The sequence below is a fragment of the Catenibacterium sp. GCM10023432 genome (assembly GCF_042651925.1).
GTDB classification, from domain to species: Bacteria; Bacillota_I; Bacilli_A; order Erysipelotrichales; family Coprobacillaceae; genus Catenibacterium; species Catenibacterium mitsuoka.
Genome location: NZ_JBHSEB010000009.1, coordinates 1 through 21,592, shown reverse-complemented (window position 1 = coordinate 21,592; position 21,592 = coordinate 1). Strand labels below are relative to the sequence as shown.

Annotated in this window: 18 protein-coding genes; 6 read left to right on the top strand and 12 right to left on the bottom strand. The window is 33.1% G+C overall.

What is annotated here, in order from left to right:
* Positions 1–4 precede the first annotated feature (4 nt).
* From ACFOZZ_RS02400 to ACFOZZ_RS02380, 5 genes are all read right to left on the bottom strand, one after another.
* Positions 5–829 (bottom strand): PTS system mannose/fructose/sorbose family transporter subunit IID, encoded by an 825-nt coding sequence (locus ACFOZZ_RS02400; RefSeq protein WP_278780850.1) that lies wholly within the window; start codon positions 827–829, stop codon positions 5–7.
* Positions 810–1,586 carry a PTS mannose/fructose/sorbose/N-acetylgalactosamine transporter subunit IIC gene (locus tag ACFOZZ_RS02395; RefSeq protein ID WP_278780851.1) on the bottom strand — a complete coding sequence of 259 codons (777 nt, stop codon included), beginning with the start codon at positions 1,584–1,586 and terminating at the stop codon, positions 810–812. Before ACFOZZ_RS02395 ends, ACFOZZ_RS02400 begins: the two co-directional genes overlap by 20 nt.
* A gap of 10 nt (positions 1,587–1,596) precedes the next feature.
* Complete coding sequence (locus ACFOZZ_RS02390) at positions 1,597–2,064, bottom strand: PTS sugar transporter subunit IIB (protein ID WP_006504553.1); 468 nt, start codon at positions 2,062–2,064, stop codon at positions 1,597–1,599.
* A 15-nt stretch (positions 2,065–2,079) separates the two neighbouring features.
* Positions 2,080–2,493: a PTS sugar transporter subunit IIA gene (locus tag ACFOZZ_RS02385; protein ID WP_278780852.1), complete on the bottom strand. Its 414-nt coding sequence runs from the start codon at positions 2,491–2,493 to the stop codon at positions 2,080–2,082.
* Between the two features lie 459 nt (positions 2,494–2,952).
* The gene (locus ACFOZZ_RS02380; protein WP_376814621.1) at positions 2,953–5,640 is read right to left on the bottom strand and encodes a sigma 54-interacting transcriptional regulator; all 2,688 of its coding nucleotides are present in this window, start codon (positions 5,638–5,640) and stop codon (positions 2,953–2,955) included.
* 125 nt (positions 5,641–5,765) lie between these two features.
* Between ACFOZZ_RS02380 and rpoN the strand changes: the two genes are divergently transcribed.
* The gene (rpoN, locus tag ACFOZZ_RS02375) at positions 5,766–6,992 is read left to right on the top strand and encodes an RNA polymerase factor sigma-54 (protein WP_376814620.1); all 1,227 of its coding nucleotides are present in this window, start codon (positions 5,766–5,768) and stop codon (positions 6,990–6,992) included.
* Positions 6,993–7,077: 85 nt separating this feature from the next.
* Here the strand turns inward: rpoN and nrdD are convergent, their stop codons facing one another.
* From nrdD to ACFOZZ_RS02350, 5 genes are all read right to left on the bottom strand, one after another.
* A complete protein-coding gene (gene nrdD / locus ACFOZZ_RS02370; protein WP_278780854.1) occupies positions 7,078–9,246 on the bottom strand; it encodes an anaerobic ribonucleoside-triphosphate reductase in 2,169 nt (722 codons plus the stop codon).
* Between the two features lie 283 nt (positions 9,247–9,529).
* Positions 9,530–10,966: a 6-phospho-beta-glucosidase gene (locus tag ACFOZZ_RS02365; RefSeq protein WP_055234375.1), complete on the bottom strand. Its 1,437-nt coding sequence runs from the start codon at positions 10,964–10,966 to the stop codon at positions 9,530–9,532.
* Positions 10,963–11,733 (bottom strand): HD domain-containing protein, encoded by a 771-nt coding sequence (locus tag ACFOZZ_RS02360; protein WP_055234374.1) that lies wholly within the window; start codon positions 11,731–11,733, stop codon positions 10,963–10,965. The genes ACFOZZ_RS02365 and ACFOZZ_RS02360 overlap by 4 nt, the downstream gene beginning before the upstream one ends.
* Entirely contained in the window at positions 11,726–12,487 is a 762-nt protein-coding gene (gene aroD, locus ACFOZZ_RS02355) for a type I 3-dehydroquinate dehydratase (protein WP_278860990.1), read from the bottom strand. Before aroD ends, ACFOZZ_RS02360 begins: the two co-directional genes overlap by 8 nt.
* Positions 12,465–13,151, bottom strand: coding sequence for an alpha/beta fold hydrolase (locus ACFOZZ_RS02350; RefSeq protein WP_055234370.1), 687 nt, complete (start codon positions 13,149–13,151; stop codon positions 12,465–12,467). The genes aroD and ACFOZZ_RS02350 overlap by 23 nt, the downstream gene beginning before the upstream one ends.
* A 479-nt stretch (positions 13,152–13,630) precedes the next feature.
* Here ACFOZZ_RS02350 and ACFOZZ_RS02345 point away from each other — a divergent pair, with 479 nt between their 5' ends.
* From ACFOZZ_RS02345 to ACFOZZ_RS02335, 3 genes are all read left to right on the top strand, one after another.
* Positions 13,631–15,094 carry a L,D-transpeptidase family protein gene (locus ACFOZZ_RS02345; RefSeq protein WP_055234369.1) on the top strand — a complete coding sequence of 488 codons (1,464 nt, stop codon included), beginning with the start codon at positions 13,631–13,633 and terminating at the stop codon, positions 15,092–15,094.
* A 122-nt stretch (positions 15,095–15,216) separates the two neighbouring features.
* A complete protein-coding gene (locus tag ACFOZZ_RS02340) occupies positions 15,217–15,558 on the top strand; it encodes a hypothetical protein (RefSeq protein ID WP_006504564.1) in 342 nt (113 codons plus the stop codon).
* Positions 15,512–16,624, top strand: a complete 1,113-nt coding sequence (locus ACFOZZ_RS02335; protein ID WP_279067400.1) for a DUF6179 domain-containing protein — start codon at positions 15,512–15,514, stop codon at positions 16,622–16,624. The genes ACFOZZ_RS02340 and ACFOZZ_RS02335 overlap by 47 nt, the downstream gene beginning before the upstream one ends.
* A gap of 6 nt (positions 16,625–16,630) precedes the next feature.
* Here the strand turns inward: ACFOZZ_RS02335 and ACFOZZ_RS02330 are convergent, their stop codons facing one another.
* Together ACFOZZ_RS02330 and ACFOZZ_RS02325 are read right to left on the bottom strand one after the other, a co-directional pair.
* A complete protein-coding gene (locus tag ACFOZZ_RS02330) occupies positions 16,631–18,148 on the bottom strand; it encodes a C40 family peptidase (protein ID WP_376814619.1) in 1,518 nt (505 codons plus the stop codon).
* A gap of 152 nt (positions 18,149–18,300) precedes the next feature.
* Positions 18,301–19,455: an MFS transporter gene (locus tag ACFOZZ_RS02325; protein WP_279079445.1), complete on the bottom strand. Its 1,155-nt coding sequence runs from the start codon at positions 19,453–19,455 to the stop codon at positions 18,301–18,303.
* A 135-nt stretch (positions 19,456–19,590) separates the two neighbouring features.
* Between ACFOZZ_RS02325 and ACFOZZ_RS02320 the strand changes: the two genes are divergently transcribed.
* Both ACFOZZ_RS02320 and istA read left to right on the top strand, forming a co-directional pair.
* Positions 19,591–19,893: a transposase family protein gene (locus ACFOZZ_RS02320; RefSeq protein WP_278780860.1), complete on the top strand. Its 303-nt coding sequence runs from the start codon at positions 19,591–19,593 to the stop codon at positions 19,891–19,893.
* 501 nt (positions 19,894–20,394) lie between these two features.
* Positions 20,395–21,592, top strand: a 1,198-nt coding sequence (gene istA, locus ACFOZZ_RS02315) for an IS21 family transposase (RefSeq protein ID WP_376814618.1), incomplete at its 3' end; no start/stop codon positions are given.

Here is a 21,592-nt window from a genome sequence, read left to right as displayed (position 1 = left end):
TTTATTAACAACCTAAGATACCAAAGAATGCTCCGACTAATCCGATCACAACACAGATTAACAATAATGTAGTTGTCTTAACATTTTTCTTTTTCAATAAGTAGTAAACTAGTAATGTGAATAATAATGGCATTAAACCAGGCATGATATTATTGAATACAGAATTTAATGTAGTTGCTTCATTACCAGAACCAAACTTCAATGGGAAACTGATTGATACGTTTTCAGCAGTCATACCACCAACAACCATCAATCCTAAAACACTTGCTGCATAAGTGAGTTTTGACATTAATCCATTCTGCTGGATCTTAGCCAAGAATCCACTACCTAATTTATAACCAGTATTCATTAAATAATAACGTAATCCCTGAGCTGGAAGGTTGAAGATTAATAAGAATAAGATAGGTCCTAAGATATTTCCTTGATTTGCTAGAGATAAACCAACACCAGTAGCGATAATACGTAATGTTCCCCAGATGAATGAATCACCAATACCTGCTAAAGGTCCCATTAATGAAACCTTTACATTGTTGATACTTTCTGTATCAAATTCAGGATCATTTGCGTTACTTTCTTCCATAGCAGCACTAATACCTAAGATTAATGTTGCCAATTGTGGAGTTGTATTGAAGAATTCCAAGTGACGTTTCATAGCTGCAGCTTGATCTTCTTTATTTGTATATAACTTTTTGATAACTGGTAACATACTATAGCAGTATGACATGTTCATTTGTCTTTCATAGTTCCAAGACCATTCCAAACCGAATGAACGCCAGAATACTTGATTTAATTCTTTTTTAGTTAATTTATTAGAAGTCGTCATCTTCATCCACTCCTCCTTCTATAGCTGTTTGAGCTGAATTACTACGTAACTGAGTTAATACGATAGCAATGATTACTCCAAAAATTGCGATTGCTGTTACTGGAATCTTTAAGTATACGCTTAATGCGAATCCTAAGAAGAAGAAACATGCAACTTCTTTGTCCATAATCATCATTAATAATAAACCGAACCCAATTGCAGGTAATAAGCCCATTGTGATCTGTAAACCATTTGAAATCCATTTAGGAATGACATTTAATAAAGCCTGTACAGCTGGTCCACCAGCATAGTAACCACATGCTACAATCACACCGATAATTAAGTTGACACCGAAGAATCCACCTAATAAGTGCATTCTAGCAACTCCAGCCATATTTCCTTCAGCTGCATATTTATCTGCTTTATGAACAAATGGAGGTAAGATGAATACCATTCCAACGTTCTTTGCAATTAATACTAATGAAGCAACTGGTAAACCTACAGTTAATGCAGTTTCTGGTCCAGCTCCTGTTGTAATTGTGAAAGCTGTTCCTAATACAGTTCCTGAAATCATTTCAGGTGGAATACTAGCACCGATTGAGAAAGCTCCCATAAATGCTAATTCTAATGTTGCACCTAAAGTAACACCTGTTTGTACATCACCAAGTACAATACCTGTTAAAGTACCCATAACCAATGGTCTTGACAACAAACTTGTACCGAACAAATACTCAGCATTTCCAAGCATTGCTACCAAGCCAAGTAAAATTGCTTGTAGTAACATATTTCTCCTCCTATAAAACTTTTTCTACATTTACTGGATTATCTTCTGGAACCATCTGAATTGTTACATCTACACCTGATTCACATAATCCTTTTAAAATTGTTTCTTCTGCTGGTGTAATATTCATTGCTTTTGAAATATTACGAGTTTCAGCAGTTGCCTTAGTACCACCAAGATTTAACTTTTTGATGTTGCATTCTTTACACAATCTTTCAGCATCCTTAATAGATTCAACTACAGTCAATAATTTATATTTGTCTGTAACACCACTGTTGATTGCTTTTACTGCATCATCCATACTTTTGATAACTAATTTAACACCACTTGGTTTTGCCATCTTGATTGAAGTTTTTCTTAAATCATCTTTCATAACTGCATCACACGCAATTAAGATACAATCTGCTTCAACTGCATTTTTCCAAGAAAAAGCAACTTGACCATGTAACAATCTGTGATCCACTCTTAATAATTTAATCATTTTTTTCTCCTCCTATTAGAAATCTTCATCATCTTCGCTTATCATTCCGTTCATAACAGTCATTCCATCTTTAGCTGCTTCGATCAAATCGTTCGCATCTGCTAATTCAAGATTTCCGTTCATGCTTCTCATTACTACATCTAATACTAGTCCCATGTTCATTCCTGAGAAGACCATTACATTATCTAATACTGCGAGTTTAGATAATGCTGTGTGAACACTTCCACCTTTAACATCACATAAGATTAAGAATAGTTCTTCACTCTCTTTTGCTTCATTCAAAACTTCTTGATAAAAGTCTTCAGGATTTTCTCCAGGAAGCAAGCTATATGTTTCTACATCCTTAGCTAAATCTCCAACAATCATAGAAACTGAATCTTTCATTCCTTTAGACAACCCTCCATGTGATGCAAGTATGATTTTTGCCATATTCTGTTCTCCTTTCTGTATATTTTAGTTCAAGCTTTATGCCAGTTTGCAGATCTTTACGCTTAATCTGCATAACTAACTTCCACTTATACTCAAGCAAGCTTCGCGCCAGTTTATAGATTAATTACGCTTAATCTGTACAACTAGCTTCCACTTATCCTCAAGCAAGCTTTGTGCCAGTTTACAGATCTTTACGCTTGATCTGTACAACTAGCTTCCACTTATCCTCAAGCAAGCTTCGTGCCAGTTTATAGATTTTTACGCTTGATCTGTACAACTAACTTCCACCTATACTCAAGCAAGCTTCGTGCCAGTTTATAGATCTTTACGCTTGATCTGTACAACTCGCTTCCACTTATACTCAAGCAAGCTTTGTGCCAGTTTACAGATCTTTACGCTTAATCTGTACAACCAACTTTCACTTATAAACAAGCAAAAAGTGTGCCAATTAATAGCACACTAATCATTTATAATATAGTTGTATATATATTCTATTTCTTCATCTGGAATCTCAACGTTGTAGTATGTCTTAACTTCTTTCATTGAGATATTTACCTGATTTATAAACTCTTGATGCTTTTCTTTAAAGTCTTGATCAGTAAAGTTTGAAATAGCTTGTCTTGTAACTAATCTTTCTACAAGACAGCAGATATGAACATATAATCCAAAGCATGTTCTATTCTTAAATCTCTTATGTAAGATATTCTGTAGATGATCAATTGCTTTCGCAACATGTTCAAGTAGTTTATCTGGATTTAATATAGTTAAGTTATTCATGACATTGGATAATGTGAAATTACGTAAGATATTCTTTTCGAATATCTCCATCTGAGCTTGAGTCATATACTTCCCAAAATATACTTCTATCGCATTCTGACCCTCATTAATAATCAATTCCTGTATACCTATATATTTCATAGATTCAATATTTGGATCAAGTGTTCCAATGACACATACAACCTCATAATCATTCATTAACTGATCATAGACCTGTTTACGTATTAAAGCAGGATAATCATAAGTAATAATCTTTAGATTAGAATCTTCAGGTAAAGAATTGAATAAGATTTCTTTGATCTTATTCGCTGTACCAACTCCTGATGCACAAGAACAGATTACAATAGGTTCTTTCTTTTTCTTAAGTTCTACATGCGTTTTATAGATGTTTTCCTTAAGAATAGAATCAATTACTTCAGTCACTGTTTTATTGAGTTTGATTCCCTGTCCTATTTCTAACGCACATTTAGTATTAATATTGTTTACTAAGGCAATATCTGCATTACTTGTATCTAATCCCTGATATATTTCTTCAAGAGAACCCATATCAACTAATAAATAAAGTTTTGAGATATTACCAACATGTGCAATGTAATCATTGATCTTTCTTGTAATAGTTTGTACATCCACATCTAACGGCATATCAATCGCATCAAATATATAACTATTCAACATTCTATTGGCTGCTTCCGCAATAGAACTTGCAGTTGAATAACCATGCGCAATAATAACCGCAATTGTAAGATCTTCACCAGAATGTGCAAAATACTTAATCATACAAATACAGATAATACATTCTACAAACTCATCAATATCCTGGTTCATATTATTCTTTAAGTAATGAGAAACTTCCTGTCCTATTTCATATTCACGATGAAATTCAAGTTTTAAATATTTCTTTAAGTTTTTTACTTCATCATAATTCTCATTGATCCAGTTATTTGTGAGATATGTATTCTTAGAGAATTCTGAGACATATGTCGCAAGTGCAATCAACTCATTATGTGAAGTCCTAAAGCCGTAATGTTCAGTGATATTATTAAATATCTTTTCTAGATAGTTTGTAAGATAATCAATTGAATCTGCACGATTATCATTAAATATAAGCTTCTCAAAATATCTATCTACAGTATTCTGTGCATTTACTGCAAATGACTGATCTCTTTTAAGACTAATTAATGATTGATAAAAATCTTTAATGATGTCCTGATCTGATACAGGAAGAAGGGTGTTAAGAGACACAAGTTTATGCTTCTTCATAATCATAGAGGAAACATCTATGCTATTTCTAATACTGTCAGGTAAATCATAAGCATGTATTTCTAACGTATCTGAATTACTTTTATATAATGCACTCACACAGCTTGCCTGAATAGTATTAGTCAGTTCACCAATATTACCTACAAATGTGTGATTCAGTAACAACTCATAAACGTTAGATGAAATAAGAATTGTTTTGCCAACATGCTTCTCTTCATTCTTCAAAAAGCTATACATGAGTTCTAGTTTTTCATTTTCTCCTCTTTGTGCAAGAGATGGAATTGTAAGAATAACTGGGATACGTCTGAGGAATGTTTTTAATAATGCTTTTTGTGGTACTTCTGTTGTCGCAAATATAATTCTACATTTAGATTTATACCACTTATTATTATCACCTACTAAGTGATAGATCCCCTGGTCCATATAAAGGAATAATTTTTCCTGGCATTCAGCATTTAAACAATGCACTTCATCTAAGAATAATACACCACCATCCGCAAAATGTAATAAACCTAAGTTATCACTATCTGCACCTGTAAAAGCACCCTTCTTATAACCAAACAGATTCGCTGTGAGTAGTTCTGGGTTATTAGCATACTCTGAACAGTTCACCTGTACAAAATTCTTAGATGCATCAATTAAGCCTGTGTCTACACAATATTCATACGTAAGTTTAGCCATAAATGATTTACCCGTACCAGTTGGTCCATAAAACAACATAGGTAATCCTACTGGTGGGTAAGATACTGTTGCCTTAATCTTCTCTACAATCTGATACATGCTTTCATTAGACCCAATAAGTTTTTCAAAGTTCTTTAATTCTGTCTGATTGTTTAATTCAGCTTCCAATTCATCTAATGATTTGTATTCATCTGATGAGAGTTTCTTCTTATACTTACTTTCAAGAGAACCTCTTGAAAGATATAAAACAGGGCTTGTTTTGATTTTAATAAGTTTCTTGTCATTAAATAGTTCATTTAATAATCTAGTCACTTGATTTCTACTTAGTTTTAATTCTTTTGATAATTGGATGGATTGACATTCATCATATGAATTTTGATCCATTCTTCCATTAATCAACAACATTATTTTTTCTTTCAATGAAATCACCTCATCATTCATGATAAAACAAATAAAACTTGTGCGCAACAATCGTTATTCGTTATACTTTTCTATTAAATATCCATACATTAATTGGCACGAATTTTGCTATATAATAGTGAGGGGTGATGAATATGAAACAAAAAATGCAATATATTCAAACATTAAAACAAACATTAAAATTAAATCAAAAACTATTAAAATCGTTAGATTTCCTTACTGACAACATTGATGATATCAATAAAGTTGTTCAACAAGTATTAGAAACAAATCCTTTTTTAGAACTAAAATCACCTAAAAACTATGATACTCAGCAATTTATTGAAAGTATTTCTAATAAACGTTCTTTAAAAGATGATCTCTATTTACAATTAAGTGCATGTACTCGGCCATATAATAAAGATTTAATGGATTATTTGATTGAATCATTAGACGATAACGGATTCTTATCCTACCCTATTGATCAATATATCACTGATTTAGATATAGACAGAAAAACGCTTGATTCTCATTTAGATATATTACGTTCTTTCGAACCAAATGGTGTTGGAGCTGCTGATGCTATTGATTCAATTATCATTCAATTAAAAAATAATAATAAAACCAAAAGTTATACACTATTTAGAGATTATCAGGATGTTATCTTAACTCAGAACTATTCACTTATTAAACAGAAAACAGGTTTAAAAAAAGAAGAGATAGACCATTTATTTTATGAAATACGTTCTTGTAATCCATTCCCATGTAATATGTATAGTTCATCCCAGGATGATTATATCTCACCAGATATTTTAATAGAGGTAGAAGATTCTAATATCATAATTACTCCTATCAATCAACCTGAACTCATCGTAAATGATCTTCTTTATGAGAAGGTAAAGAATGATGAAAATATGAAATCATATTTTAATGAGGCACATTTCTTAATTGAAAATCTCACAAAGAGAAATCAAACAGTATTATTTGTTGCAAATGCTTTAGTTGATATCCAAAGTGGTTATTTCTTATACGATGATGAATTATATCCATGTACCTTATCACAGCTTGCAAGTGAAACAGGATTCCATGAATCTACTATTTCACGTACATTAAATAATAAATACTACAGCTTTAATGGTGAGGTTTATCCTCTTAAACAACTTCTTGTTTCTCAAACTGCTTCAGGAGATAGTAGTGATTCTATCAAAAAGGCTATTGTTGAATTAATTGATAGTGAAGATAAAGAACATCCACTTTCAGATAATCAAATTCTAAAGAAACTAGAAGAATTAGAATTACATTGTTCACGTCGAGTCATTGTCAAGTATAGACAACAATTAAATATTCCTTCTTCTACTAAAAGAAAGATTCTTCTCAAATAAGACTGTGATTTCACAGTCTTTTTTAAATAAAAAGAGATAACCAATCACGGTTATCTCCTGAGCCCTTAATGACACAAGGCCTTTCTTAGTTATTTTCCTGATATACTCTATTGTCTAAATGTACAAAACGTTCTTTGATTTCCTGTGTACGTCCCTTATTCCAGAAGTTATCACCAAGATAACCACAAGTTCTACGACATACATTTAATGTCTTATGGTTTCTATTACCACAGTTAGGACAATACCATTCATTATTTTCATCTAATAAGATTTCTCCAGAATAACCACATTCCTGACAATAGTCAGACTTAGTATTGATTTCAGCGTACTGGATTGTTTCATACATATAGTTAATTAATTCTTTCATGGCATCAAAGTTATTTGTCATATTAGTCACTTCTACATAACTAATAGCCCCTCCAGATGAAATCTTCTGGAACTTCGCTTCAAATCCTAATTTAGAGAATGCATCAATCTGTTCTCTTACATTGACATGATAAGAGTTAGTAATATAGTCTTTATCTGTTACACCAGGCACGATACCAAATCTCTTCTTTAATGCACGTGCTAATGTATAAGTAGTAGATTCTGCTGGTGTACCATATAAGGCAAATCCTAAACCTGTATCCTTCTTCCATTTATCACATGCATTTCTTAATTTCTGCATGATTGCAAGAGCTAATGCATCGCCTTCTTCAGTAGTATGAGACTGACCAATTAATGCCACTACACATTCATATAAGCCAATATAGCCTAATGATAATGTAGAATAACAAGTATCTAATAATGAATCAATCTTTTCTCCTGGTTTTAATCTTGCTATGGCACCATACTGCCAATGAATTGGAGAAATATCTGAAAGAGTACCCTTTAAGCTTTCATGTCTTAACATTAATGCTTCATAACATAAATCTAGACGTTCATCTAGAATCTTCCAGAATGAATCCATATTCTTATTAGCTGATAAACCAACATCAGTTAAGTTAAGTGTAACTACACCCTGGTTAAAACGACCATACCACTGGTATTCACCTTTTTCATTCTTCCATGGAGATAAGAATGAACGACATCCCATACAAGGGAATACTTGTCCTTCGTAGTTTTCTCTCATGATCTTTGCGCTAATGAAATCAGGCATCATACGCTTAGATACACATTTAACCGCTAAATCTGTTAAATAACGATACTGTGAATCATCAGGCACATTATTATCATCTAATACATAAAGTAATTTAGGAAATGCTGGAGTGACATAAGCACCCACAGGATTCTTCATACCGATATATCTCTGTTTTAAGATTTCTTCAATTAATAAAGCTGTTTCTTCAATATAGTCTGGTTCTTCTTTTAAATACATGAAAATAGATAAGAATGGAGCCTGACCATTTGTAGTAGAGAATGTATTGATCTGATACTGGATAGTCTGTACACCTGCTTTGATTTCTTCATGAAGACGAGACTTTGCGATCTTTTCAATCTGTTCTTCAGTATAATCAATACCTACTTCTTCGCCTTCTTTTCTTACAGCCTTTAAGTGTTTCTTATATGATACACGTACATAAGGTGCTAAATGAGAAATAGAGATTGTCTGTCCTCCATACTGACCATTAGCCACCTGCTGAACAATCTGAGTTGCAACAGTACATGCTGTCTGTAAAGACTTAGGTGTTTCAATCAATTTATCATTAATAACTGTACCATTCGCAAACATATCCTTTAAGTTTACTAGATCACAGTTATGCATCTTCTGGATATAGTAATCCATATCATGGAAATGAATAAGACCATCATCATGTGCCTGCACAATCTTTGGTGGTAATAACAAACGGCGGCAATAGTCTCTAGAGAATTCACCAGCAATCAAGTCTCTCTGAGTCGCAAGGACTGTCGCATCTTTATTAGAGTTTTCATCCATTGCTTCTTTATTAGTCTGATTGACAATACCATAAATCGCATTATCAATTGTATTCGTTTCTCTCTGGAATTCTCTTACTTTACGGTAGCCTTCATAAGCCTTGGCAGTAAGTACTTCTCCCTTTTCAATTAACTTTTCAAAAACCTGTCCTTCAATACGATAAATACTGATAGATGCTGCTCCACTTGATTTATGCCAGTCTTCAATTTCGTGTGAGATTTTTGAGGCGATTTCTGGTTTCACAATACCGCTGCCATAGCGCATAGCCTTTAAAATCGCATTTTCAATCTTACTTCCATCAAAGGCTACCTTTGAGCCATCTCTCTTGATTACCTCCATGTTATTTACCCTCCTTATAAGAAAATCTATTAGGAATAACTACCTAATAGATTCTTTTCTAATTCTATATTAGTCTAAATTAGTTGGATATGCAACTAATTTGCTTGAGATAAAAAAATATCTCACCAATAATTTATTAACATGAAAAAATGTTGAATTTATCAACGTTTTTTTAATTATTGATAAACACTAAGAATGTTTACCCTTAAACAGTATAAAAACCCACGAGCATAATGTCAAGCATTTCTCATGGGTTTCTTTTTTTCGCAATGTTGAAAGCGAATTAACCTAAATCTTCACCATTGCTAGCAACAACTTTCTTATACCAGTCAAATGAATCTTTCTTGCTTCTTACTAGTGTACCGCTTCCATCGTTGTTACGATCCACATAAATAAATCCATAACGCTTCTTCATTTCACCTGTTGTGAAAGAGACGCAGTCAATGCAGCCCCATGGTGTATAGCCCATTAAATCTACACCATCAATTTCTACAGCTTTTTTCATCTGTTCAATATGCGCTCTTAAGTAATCTACACGATATGGGTCATGACAGCTGCCATCTTCTTCCTTCTTATCAATTGCACCAAAACCATTTTCTACAATAAATAATGGTTTTTCATATCTTTCATACATCTGATTTAATGCATAACGTAAACCTTCTGGATCGATTGCCCATCCCCAGTCAGACACTTTGATATAAGGGTTTGCGACTGAATGTTCACTAGATCCATCTAAAGATTTAGAAACATCAATATGTGCTGTAGAGTCTACAGTATTAGTCATGTAATAAGAGAATCCGATATAATCTACTGTACCTGCAGCTAAAGCTTCTTTATCTTCTTCAGTGATATCTAAGTTAAAGCCTTTGTTTTCAAACATCTTTAATGCATAACGTGGATAATGACCACGACACTGTACATCACAGAAGAACCATCTCTGATGCATCATTTCAGTAGATAATACCATATCTGCTGGACGGCAAGAGAATGGATAAATAGGAACCATCGCAATCATATTACCGATTAAGAAGTTAGGATTGATTTCATGGCCAATCTTCACTGCCTTTGCACTAGCTACTAATTCATAATGACCACACTGATACATCGCTTCTTCTGGATTATCATAGTTTCCAAAATGTGCACCACTGTTAGTCCATCCGAAAATATCATTCTTATAGTTCATCTGGTTATTGATTTCATTGAAAGTCATCCAGTATTTGACTTTATTTTTATATCTCTTGAAACATACTTCTGCGAACTTTACAAAGAAATCAATAGTCTTTCTGTTCATGAATCCGCCATATTCCTTAGCAAGATGATAAGGCATTTCAAAGTGAGATAATGTGATGACTGGTTCAATACCATATTTTAATAATTCATCAAATACATCATCATAGAACTGTAAACCTTCTTCATCCGGCTGTTCTTCATCACCTAATGGGAAGATTCTTGTCCAAGCAATAGATGTTCTAAAGCATTTAAAGCCCATTTCTGCGAATAGCTTGATATCTTCCTTGTAATGATGATAGAAATCAATACCGATGTGGTTTGGATAATATAATCCTTCCTTTACTCCATCAGTAATCACACGTGGTGTTGATACGTTTCCGCCTGTCATTACATCAGCAACACTCAAACCTTTAGTAGTGTCTAATACACCACCTTCAAACTGGTGAGCTGCTAAAGCACCACCCCATAGGAAATCCTTTGGTAAACTCATTTGTATCCTCCTTTAATATACTCTAGTGCGCATTTTTCTAACGCTCGATATTTCTTTAATATCTCTAGATCTTCTATTTTTATTTTATCAAAGCTTCTTTCAATATAGTGATTTTTTTCAATATATGATTTACTTTCATCAAAATAAAGATCAAATATAAAAGCGATATAAGAAATCCACATATCTAGATGTGTTTTTCTTGTAGGAGCATAAATAAGTTGGTGTTTACAGAACTGTTGATAGACTTCATCCGTTATAGATTCTTTTCCTGCTTCCTCATAAGTAACCCCTAGTAAGACTGTATCCTTTTCTACATCTTTAACACGAAAATGATCTAATTTATCTGCATCTCTAATCATATGTATGTAAAAAAGTTCTTCTTCACTAAAGCCTTCTTCTACTTTGTATTTATTATGCTGTTCTATAGCATGTTTAATAATTGTGTCATATGTATCTTCTTCTATAAATTTTCTAATGAGCCCCTCTTCAAATAATACATGAGAAGAATACATTGCATGATCTACTGTTTCTCTATCTAGGAAAGAATGATATAAGCGAAACTGTTCAAAACGGCCTATATCATGTAATAGGCCGATTAATAGACATAAGTCCTTTTCTTCAGTTTTACCTTTCATATCACATATTTCACCCATAACATCCATTACTTTATAAGAATGCACATATTTAAGATGAATATGTGGGATAGAGAGATCATAACGATTGACATAATTATCAAATGCCTTTTTCGCATGATCTAAATTAATCATGTAGAACCTCTAATACTTTTTTCAAATCATCAAGAGGAACCTGTCCTGGTGCACTCGCATCCTTAGCTGTCGCAAAGGTCATACATGAACCAAAGTATTCGCCCATCATACGTGATAAGCGTCCTAGTTTACCCATGGACATAGTAATAATAGGTTTTCCTAAACGCTGACTTGAATAAAGAGTGGCTTCTAAAAGTGTTAATAGGTCTTCTTTACTTTCAGGCATAACAGCAAGCTTAGGTAAATCAGCCCCTAATATTTCCATCTTTTCTAGTGTTTCCTGCATATCTTCTCTTGATGGCGTTTCATCAAAATGATGTTCACTCATAATAACATGAACACCCTTCTTATGAGCATACTGAACAAGTTCCATCACAGATTCATATCCCTGCGATAACTCAATATCTACTAGATCAACATGAGCATCACAGATTGCTTTAATATAATGCATATACTCTAGAGAAGTAAGTTCTCCTTCTCCTCCTTCACTCACAGTACGGATTGTACCTAATACAAGTTTATCTGTATGTTTCTTAATTTCTTCTAATACATTTGTCAAATGCCCTTCTTTTAATCCTTCATAGAAATCAAGCCTGATTTCTACTACATCATAATCTAAATCCTTATAAGAATCTAAAGTATCAATAATACCTTCTTTCGTTGTATCTACAATAGGAAGACAAATCTTAGGTGTTCCTTCTCCAAATACAACATTCTTTATATCTAATACATTATGCTTCGTGATGACAGGCATATAAAAACCCCCTTATTTCTCTTAATGTTTTATCATATTGGTCACCTAATAAGAAATGTGGTGAACCCTTAATCACCTTATGTACACAATAAGGCAATGATGACTGAATAAAAGTGAAATCAGAATCCTTGATGACATCATTTTCACCAGATAGTAATAAAGCTGGAATCTTGAGTTCTGATAAATAGTCTGCAGTAAAATGTGGTTCTTTCGTCATAAATGAGATGAGCTTAAAACGTATTCTAGATCTCTTATCATAGATACAGAATATCGGTAATAAAAGTAATGTCATATACATATGGAGACGATAGAACCACTTAATACCTTTTGGAGTGGCATTAGGTGAAAGAAGTACCATATGTTTTAAGCGTTCATCTTTACCTGCTAGTGTGAGTGCAATATTCGCCCCATCACTAAAACCAATGACATCATAAGCCTCTAGATCTAGTTCATTTGCGACATCCATCACATCCTGAGCCATACGATCTAGCGTTAAAGGACCACTCTTAATAGATTTACCATGATAACGTGAATCCATTGCGATAAGTTGATAGTCATTTTCTAGATCTTTAACTAATTGATCATATATTTTTCTATTTTCCTGATTACCATGTAATAAGATAATCGGGTAACCATTTCCATGTACTTCATAGTATATATTCATAGCATTACCTCACTTTTTCCACATTATAGCACATATTAACTGACTATGAAAAAAAGTGACATATTAATACATTTAACACCTCATCACTATCTAGAATTAAATAGTATTGATATATACAACGTTTTTCTCATATCATACAGTACAGAAAATGTAGTAATATATTATTATTTCTTTACTGTCACTTTCTGCTTCTATCAAGTATTTCCAAACTCCTTTTCAGTTCCTTTTGATTTAACTTTGGCACTTATCAACATAATTATCCCTCAGATTTTTTGTATATTCTTTGTCACTACATCCAATGTACTAGCAAACAAATTTCAATATTTTTTTACTAATTTACAAATAAATAAGTTAAAACTAATTTCTTTTGTACAAGTTATGTATTTTTAAGTCATTTCACAAATCATGATTTACCTTTTTACAAATGTTTGTTATAATCATGGAATTAGGAAAGGTAGTATAAGGGAGAGAAAGATAACATGACAGATACACAGAAAAAAAGAAAAATTATCGCGATTATTGTATCTATTTTGATAATTCTTGGATTATCAGTATTCCTCTATATTAATCATATGGGTACAGCTTATCGCGATCGCTTCTTACCGTCTACATACATCAATAATGTAAATGTAGGTAAGTTAAGTGCTGAGGATGCTGAAAAGAAGATTGCTGAAAATCAGAAGAACTACACTCTAACAATGACATTCAGAAACAAATCAACTGATACTATTTCAGCGAATGAAATCGATATGAGTTATGTTCCTGATGGACAGGTAGAAGAATTATTAAAGAAACAGGATTCATTTACATGGTTCAAGAACTACTTATTCAACCATAAAGGGAATAAGAAAACAATTCAGACCAAGGCTTCTTATGATGAAAAGAAGTTAAAGACTGTTCTTTATGAAAAGAAGCAGCTAAAGGATGAAAATCAGGTAGCACCTACAGATGCTCGTTTAAAGTATGAAAATCAGACTTTTACTGTATTGAAAGAAAAACCTGGACATACTTTAAATAAAGAAACTGTTTATGAAGCAGTAAACAAAGCAATTAGTCTTCAGAAAGAGAACTTAAACATTTCTAAAGTAAAAGATGCTTATAAGTCTCCTGATAAGACAACTGAAACTGTTAAGAATGAAGCAGCAACATTGAATAAGTATTTAAAGACTTCTATTACTTATGAGCTACCTAATAATCAGACAGAAGTCTTAAATCATGAAAAGTTGTTGACATGGCTTGTGAAGAATGAAGATGGAACATATAGCTATAATGATGAAATCTGGAATAAGCGTATGAGAAGCTTCGTTTATACACTTGCTTCAAAAGCAAATACTGCTGGTAAGTCACGTACATTTAATGCAACTGGACTTGGTACAAGAAGTGTAAGTGGTGGTAATTACGGATATCGTATGAACCAGTCAGAAGAAATTGCAAAGATCAAAGAAGAATTAGGTGCAGGTAAGGCTGTTAAGAGAGCACCTGTATATAGCGCAAAAGAAGTATCTACTGAGAATAACGGTCTTGGTGGAAACTATATTGAAGTAGATTTATCACGTCAGCATTTATGGATTTATAAGAATGGTCAGTGTGTACTTCAATCTGATTGTGTATCAGGTAAGATGACACGTGATCGTTATACTCCTGCTGGTACATATTATATTTATTCTAAAGAACGTAATAGAGTATTAAGAGGTACTAAGGATCCTGTAACTGGTAAGTATCCTTATGAATCTCCTGTAAGTTATTGGATGCCATTCAATAGAGGTATTGGATTCCATGATGCAAACTGGAGAAATAAATTCGGTGGCAACCTTTATGTCAATGGTGGTTCTCATGGTTGTGTTAACTTACCTGTAGGTTTTGCAGGAACTATGTATAATACAATTACGACTGGTATGCCTGTTGTTGTTTATTATTCACAAGGCTATACATTGAATGGATAAAAAAATGAGTCATACACAATGTGTATGACTTTTTTCTGCCCTTATATTACCATATTTTCGGCATTTTTTCAATTCTTGTTCTTTTTCAGAATATATGATATTAAGAATAGCAGGAGGTGCCTATGAATCAAATTATTAAACATCGTACATTGAGCAAAAAAGAAAAAATGATTCTTACTGAACATCTAATTAAGGTATGTAGGAGTCTACATTGGATAGAAACTGATCCAGACAAAGTTATTATTATAACTGAACCTTTTCTTAGCTATCCTTCTCTTACTCATCTAAAAAATATCATCTCAATGTTTTATATCATCAGAAGTAAGATGAACAGTACTACCAGTGATGAGCATATTAGAAATATGCTTTACGAATATCAATCAGTTCATCGTGTCATAGAAATATTATTGAAAGAAGGTGGAACTTATCGAACTGACACTATTAGATACAGAAAAGAATTATGATTCTTTTCTAATCAAAAAACTTGTAAGCCGCTATAACCATAACAAGAGTACATCAATCAGCTTAGAGGACTTCCAGCATATTCTAGATACTGTAGATTATATTTTAGAACATGGAGAAACATTAGAAGAAGGTATTCAATCCATACAATCAGATATCAAAGAAATACAAAGAATTTATAAAAGTATTCAAATACTTCCCATCAACAATGAAAAGTATCTGAATGTTTTGAAGAAACAGATTCCTTTCTTTATTCAATCCGTAACAGGTGAGGATGCATTATTTCATTATTGTGATATTTCTGTAGATTTGGATTATCCTCTTATAGATGGAATCCCCCTCTATCATGATATGTATCATTTAAGAGGAACTGATCTTGTGCTTTACTATTTAAAGAGATTAAGTGAAGAAAACTATTTCTGCAGTCTCTTTGATGATTTAGAATCATTTATTGAAGATTATGAAAAGACTATTAAGACATCTGTATATGACTTACAGATCAACTTCTTTGAACTAGTGGTTCATCAATGTATTGCCCATATTTCTATTTATCAGTCTCCTGGTTTAATTATTCACGATAAAAGAGAAGTAAATAATATAGGTGCTATCCTTGATTCACTTAATTATCCTATGATTGATTTATTCAAAGAAAATATTATTTCAGCCTTCGACAACATTCCTATCATTTATCCACAGGATAGTAATCAAATAGCTTTTAGTCATAAAGGTGCTGACTTCTATGAGATTCTCAATCAATTTGAACATTCTAGAGATATCACATTATTAAAACAATTAAGTATCTATGATCTTATAGATTTCTTAGAACAGGATATCCTAACAGAAAAGGAATATATCAATTTCTTTAGTTCTTTAACAGCTATAGAAATTGTGTCTATCCTAAAGCTTATTCTTCCAGAACTAGACATATTCCTCTATCAAGCATCTATAGATGATTTGATCAATGAATTAGATATATCTATCACATATCAAGAAATATTATCACACTATATCACAATAGAAGTTCTCTACACTTATCATCAATACGCAAAAAAAGAAGGTTCTTTTTGAACCTTCTTATCTTCTACCCGCACCTGCATAGTGTGATGAATAATATCCACTATTAAGTGATGAAACAACAACACCAGTCTTAGAGTTAGCAGCATGAATGAACTGACCGCCACCAATATAGATTCCTACATGTGAGATACCTGATTTATAAGTTCCAGCGAAGAATACTAAATCACCAGCAGTTAAGCCTAATTTAGATACTCTTGTTGTTCCACTATACTGACCTGCAGCAGTTCTTGGTAATGATTTACCATTCTTGCTGTAAACCCAAGATGTAAATCCTGAGCAGTCAAATACTGTTGGTCCAGAAGCACCCATACGATATGCACAGCCAAGTCTTGAACGAGCAGTTCCAACGATACCACCCTGTGCAGCGCCTCCGCCAAGACCACCGAAGTTATAACCTGTACCTCTGTTGCCTCTGTTATTTCTGATCTTTACAACTGGTGCAGCAGATACATTGATCTTTGCACTTGTTTCAGATCTATTACCAGCATTATCTGTTACTCTGTAGTAAACACGATAAGAACCAGATCTTGCTGTATTCACATTACCAGATACTTCAACCTTACCAGTTACATCACCATCTAAGTTATCAATAGCTGATGCTAAGTTAGACTTAGGATCAAATGAAGTACCATATTTTACATCTACATTATCACTCTTTAAAGTGATAACTGGTCCAGCCTTATCAGCAACCTTCACTTCATAATCATTTGAAGTCTTGTTTCCTGAACTATCAGTTGCAGTCACTTTGATTGGCTGTACTGTAGTCATATTCTTAGTATCTACAGTTCCTTCTACAGTCACTGTCGGATTAACATCATAGTTATCCTTTACTTCAACGAAGTTATTGATATCAAATGCATCACCGTAGTTAACAGTAATATCACCAGTCTTTAAGTTCATTTCTGGAGCAGTTGTATCACCAACATTGAATGTAAAGTCTTTTTCTGCTTTATTACCTGCGTTATCTTCAACAGTTGCATGGATGACCTGTTCACCAAGAACTTTAGTATCTAAGTTATGATCAAAAGTAATGAAGTCAGATACATCACCATCCACATTATCAGTTGCTTTGATGTACTGTTTTAAATCATTGTTGCCGTTTGCTTCAACATCAATAACATAACCATCATTATTTACTGATTCTAATGCAGGTGCTTCTGTATCAACAACTTTAACTTCAACTTCTTTAGTTGTTTTGTTGTTGAATGCATCCTTTACAGTTACATTCACTTTATATGTTCCAATCTGATCTTTCTGATAAGCATGATCATTAATTTCAGTCTTGATAACACTTACTGTATCTCTATTATCTGATACAGTGAAATCACTTGCTTTTAATTCTGTACCATAAGGTACTACTAGTTTATTTGAATGAACAACAGGCGCTGTTCTATCAGCTGCTGCATAACCTACTAATGCAAATGCTGAAATAGCGACTACTGGAATAAACATTGTCTTCTGAGTTTTAATACGATTTATCATGAAATCTACAACTTCTTTAGTCTTCTTATCCATGTAATCCACTCCCTTTCTTTTCGACAATGATTATTATATCACTCTATACAAAAAAATAAAGAACTTTCTTAAGAAATTATTAAGAAGTTTAAAAAAGAACCGATTATATCAGCTCTTTTTTAATTAAGAATTATTTAATAATGTTGTAAGATTTATGATTCTAAGCGCTTTTTTTCTTTAAAAGTTAAGGATAAAACAAAAGCGATTACAATTAATACGGATAAAAACAAATAGAATGGTGTCATTGTAGAGAAACTATCAATCAGTTTTCCACCAATTAACTGTACGACTGCAGCACCAATTCCTCTACCTACTGTAGCCTGTAAGCCAAAAGCTGTAGAGACATACTTATCTTCTACAATTTCCATGATTAATCTTACTGTAATCATAGTAAAGAGAATAGTAGATAAGCCTTTGAATACAAATACTGCCACAATTAAATTTGGATTAGGTAATGTTGCATACCAGACAAAGTTAACTATAGACATGACACATGCAAAGAGCATGATATGTTTATATGAGAACTTCTTAATAATAAAGTCGGTTGCAAGTATGGCAGGTACTTCAAAGAGTGTTGCAAATAACTGGTATGTACCTACCATAGATGCTGTTCCACCGACTGATTTAATAAATACTGAGATATATGTAAAATTAGCTGTACAAGCGCCCCAGAAGAAAAAAGAGACTAATAGGAATATAATGTACTGTTTATTCTTAAAGAGGCTCTTATAGGCTTCTTTTGAGCTATATTCTACTTTTGTTTCTGTCTGCACTACTTCTGGATCATTGACTCTTAGGATACAGATAAGAACTGTTATTGTACCAAAGAGGAAAATAACGAAGATAGAAATAGGTGCAATCACATCATAAACTAAACCACATAACTGAGCACTAATGGCATAACCAACAGAACCCCATAATCTGATCTTTCCAAAGTCATAAGGTGAAGAAACACCAATTCTGTCCGTTAATGGTGTCACTGCATTAAATAAGGCAAGAATAGAAGCACTAGTAATTAATAGAATAATTAGCTGACGTGAGAACATAAAAATCACGTTCATTACTACTGTAATAAATAATGCCACTAAAGATACTTTTTTAGGTGAACGGAAGCGGTCTGCCAATGTTCCTAGATAAGGCTGGGCAAAGATTGAGAATAATGGTGCTGATGAAGTAATAAGTGATATTTGTTGTGCATTAAAGTGAATATCACTTAAATATAAAGCAAGCATTGCATTGTAACATGCAAATGCGAAATAAAAGAAAAATGATGTACCAGCATGATACAAATAGCTGTTCTTTTTCATAAGGTTCCCTCCAACGAGTTTCATTATAACTGTATATTAAAAAAAATCTTCAATTTTTCATATAATGTAAGGGAATTGCAAAAAAGCCTAACTCAATGAGTTAGACTCGTTTATCAAAAACATGTCCTGGATCGAATGCTAGCACATAGAATACACTGCCACAGTCCACTCCAAATAAGACAAGTTTCTCTTTATTATATCACACTTAAGAGAACCATTATCTCCTGTCCAGAATGCGGCAGTAGAATGAATATTAAGGACTATAGAAAATGTAAAGTCATGCATAACATGATAAGAGACAAGAACACTTCTCTAACACTTAAAAAGAGAAGATTAGTATGTCCTCAATGTAATAAGGTAGTGACAGAGGAAAACCCTTTTACAGAGAAAAGTCATAGCAGATTATCTCAAACCTTAAAAATGGAAATCATGAATTAAAATCCGCTCGGATTATTACAAAATCGTTCATGTTCTTTAGTGCTGGTATTGTGTTAAAGAGCAAGTTTATAATCTTACTTCTACTTGCATATTCAATCTTAAACACTTTATCTAAACGCTTCTTCAAATAATGACAAATAAAATTTTCAGCCGATAATTTAGGATAATGGTAACTGACTACTCACACGGGCAAGCCCGTGGGGTTCTGATTGCCAAGTGTAGCTTGTAATCGTACATCATTTTCAGACTTTGGAGTTACAAGTGTAAATCTATTTGAATCAGAGCTTTCATTACCAAGCAGTCCAGCGACCACATTAACGGTAAATTTCTACTTTCGTAAGGAAGTATAATCAATCTCCCTGAATATGTTTTACGCTATCTTAATTTGCAAAGGATAAAATAAAAATGTAGGTAAAAGACAACATAAGAATGTTGGAAAACCTACATAATTATTTTGTCCTTTTTCATTTTATTGATATTATCTTACCGGAGGTAATATCGGTGAATTCAAATGATTTTTATCAGCTAGCAGCTGAACTTAATGTAATGGATTTTACTAAAAGTAAACCAAACTATGCAGATCTTGGCAGAAAGTATGATGTAGATTACAGAACTGTGAAGAAGTATCACGAAGGCTATAAGGGAAAGCCTAGAAACAGAAAAAAGCCAAGCAGGCTTGACCCGTACAAGGAGTTGATTATAGAAAAACTAAGTATTCCCAGAATATCAAGAAAAGGTGTCTATGAATTCCTAATAGATCAGTATGGCGATAGTGAAATAGGTTCATATTTAAACTTCAAGGCTTACTGTAAGAAGCATAAGCTTACACCATCTAAAGGTGATGCATCAGGTGGAGGAGACACTCGCTATGAGACTAATCCAGCTGACATGGCACAATGTGACTGGAAAGAGAATATGATTCTTACTTCAAGAAGTGGTGAGACTTTTGTAGTCAATATATTCCATCTGGTGTTGAAGTTCTCTAGATTCAGCTATATTGAACTGACTCTTTCAAAGGAGCAGCCAATTGTCTTCAGATGTCTTATTAACGCATTTAAATTCTATGGCGGAGTTCCAAAAAGAATACTTTTTGATAACATGTCCACCGTCATAGATACGAACGTAAAACCTAAGAGAGTGAATCATAAGATGGTGCAGTTCGCCAAGGATATGAATTTCAGGGTGGAATCATGCAAGACCAGACATGCCTATACAAAAGGAACCAATGAGGCTCGCAATAAGATTATGGACTGGCTTAGAAGCTACAGTGGTGAGTTTGACTCCATAGAGGAGCTTCAGGAGATTGTGGATAAACTCAATGTGAAGATGAATACAAATATATGTCAGGGCACAGGAATGCCTCCCTGCCTGCTTTTCATAAAAGAAAAGGAATACCTCACACCTCTTCCTGACAGAACTGTCCTGGATGGATACCTTAGCCCTCGCAAAGTAAAGGTATCTCCACAGCAGCTTGTCTATTTCAATGGTGTTCAGTATTCCGTGGATAGGAAGTATATCGACGAATATGTAAGTATTGAAACATTCGGTGATATGCTTCAGATATATTATAAAGGAAAACTGATTCAAGTACATACTATATCAAGAAATCCAATCAATTACACAAAGAAACACTATGAGCAGTCTATATCCAAACAGTTTGCAGGGAACAAGGATTTTAATAAAGTTGTCACAAACAATC

What these genes read in the sequence shown, in the direction of transcription:
- ACFOZZ_RS02400 (WP_278780850.1), bottom strand. Translation starts at nt 829, where the DNA reads ATGAAGATGACGACTTCTAATAAATTAACTAAAAAAGAATTAAATCAA.
- ACFOZZ_RS02390 (WP_006504553.1), bottom strand. Translation starts at nt 2,064, where the DNA reads ATGATTAAATTATTAAGAGTGGATCACAGATTGTTACATGGTCAAGTT.
- ACFOZZ_RS02325 (WP_279079445.1), bottom strand. Translation starts at nt 19,455, where the DNA reads ATGAAAAAGAACAGCTATTTGTATCATGCTGGTACATCATTTTTCTTT.
- nrdD (WP_278780854.1), bottom strand. Translation starts at nt 9,246, where the DNA reads ATGGAGGTAATCAAGAGAGATGGCTCAAAGGTAGCCTTTGATGGAAGT.
- ACFOZZ_RS02330 (WP_376814619.1), bottom strand. Translation starts at nt 18,148, where the DNA reads ATGGATAAGAAGACTAAAGAAGTTGTAGATTTCATGATAAATCGTATT.
- ACFOZZ_RS02340 (WP_006504564.1), top strand. Translation starts at nt 15,217, where the DNA reads ATGAATCAAATTATTAAACATCGTACATTGAGCAAAAAAGAAAAAATG.
- ACFOZZ_RS02360 (WP_055234374.1), bottom strand. Translation starts at nt 11,733, where the DNA reads ATGATTAATTTAGATCATGCGAAAAAGGCATTTGATAATTATGTCAAT.
- ACFOZZ_RS02365 (WP_055234375.1), bottom strand. Translation starts at nt 10,966, where the DNA reads ATGAGTTTACCAAAGGATTTCCTATGGGGTGGTGCTTTAGCAGCTCAC.
- ACFOZZ_RS02385 (WP_278780852.1), bottom strand. Translation starts at nt 2,493, where the DNA reads ATGGCAAAAATCATACTTGCATCACATGGAGGGTTGTCTAAAGGAATG.
- rpoN (WP_376814620.1), top strand. Translation starts at nt 5,766, where the DNA reads ATGAAACAAAAAATGCAATATATTCAAACATTAAAACAAACATTAAAA.
- ACFOZZ_RS02345 (WP_055234369.1), top strand. Translation starts at nt 13,631, where the DNA reads ATGACAGATACACAGAAAAAAAGAAAAATTATCGCGATTATTGTATCT.
- aroD (WP_278860990.1), bottom strand. Translation starts at nt 12,487, where the DNA reads ATGCCTGTCATCACGAAGCATAATGTATTAGATATAAAGAATGTTGTA.
- ACFOZZ_RS02320 (WP_278780860.1), top strand. Translation starts at nt 19,591, where the DNA reads ATGCTAGCACATAGAATACACTGCCACAGTCCACTCCAAATAAGACAA.
- ACFOZZ_RS02350 (WP_055234370.1), bottom strand. Translation starts at nt 13,151, where the DNA reads ATGAATATATACTATGAAGTACATGGAAATGGTTACCCGATTATCTTA.
- ACFOZZ_RS02395 (WP_278780851.1), bottom strand. Translation starts at nt 1,586, where the DNA reads ATGTTACTACAAGCAATTTTACTTGGCTTGGTAGCAATGCTTGGAAAT.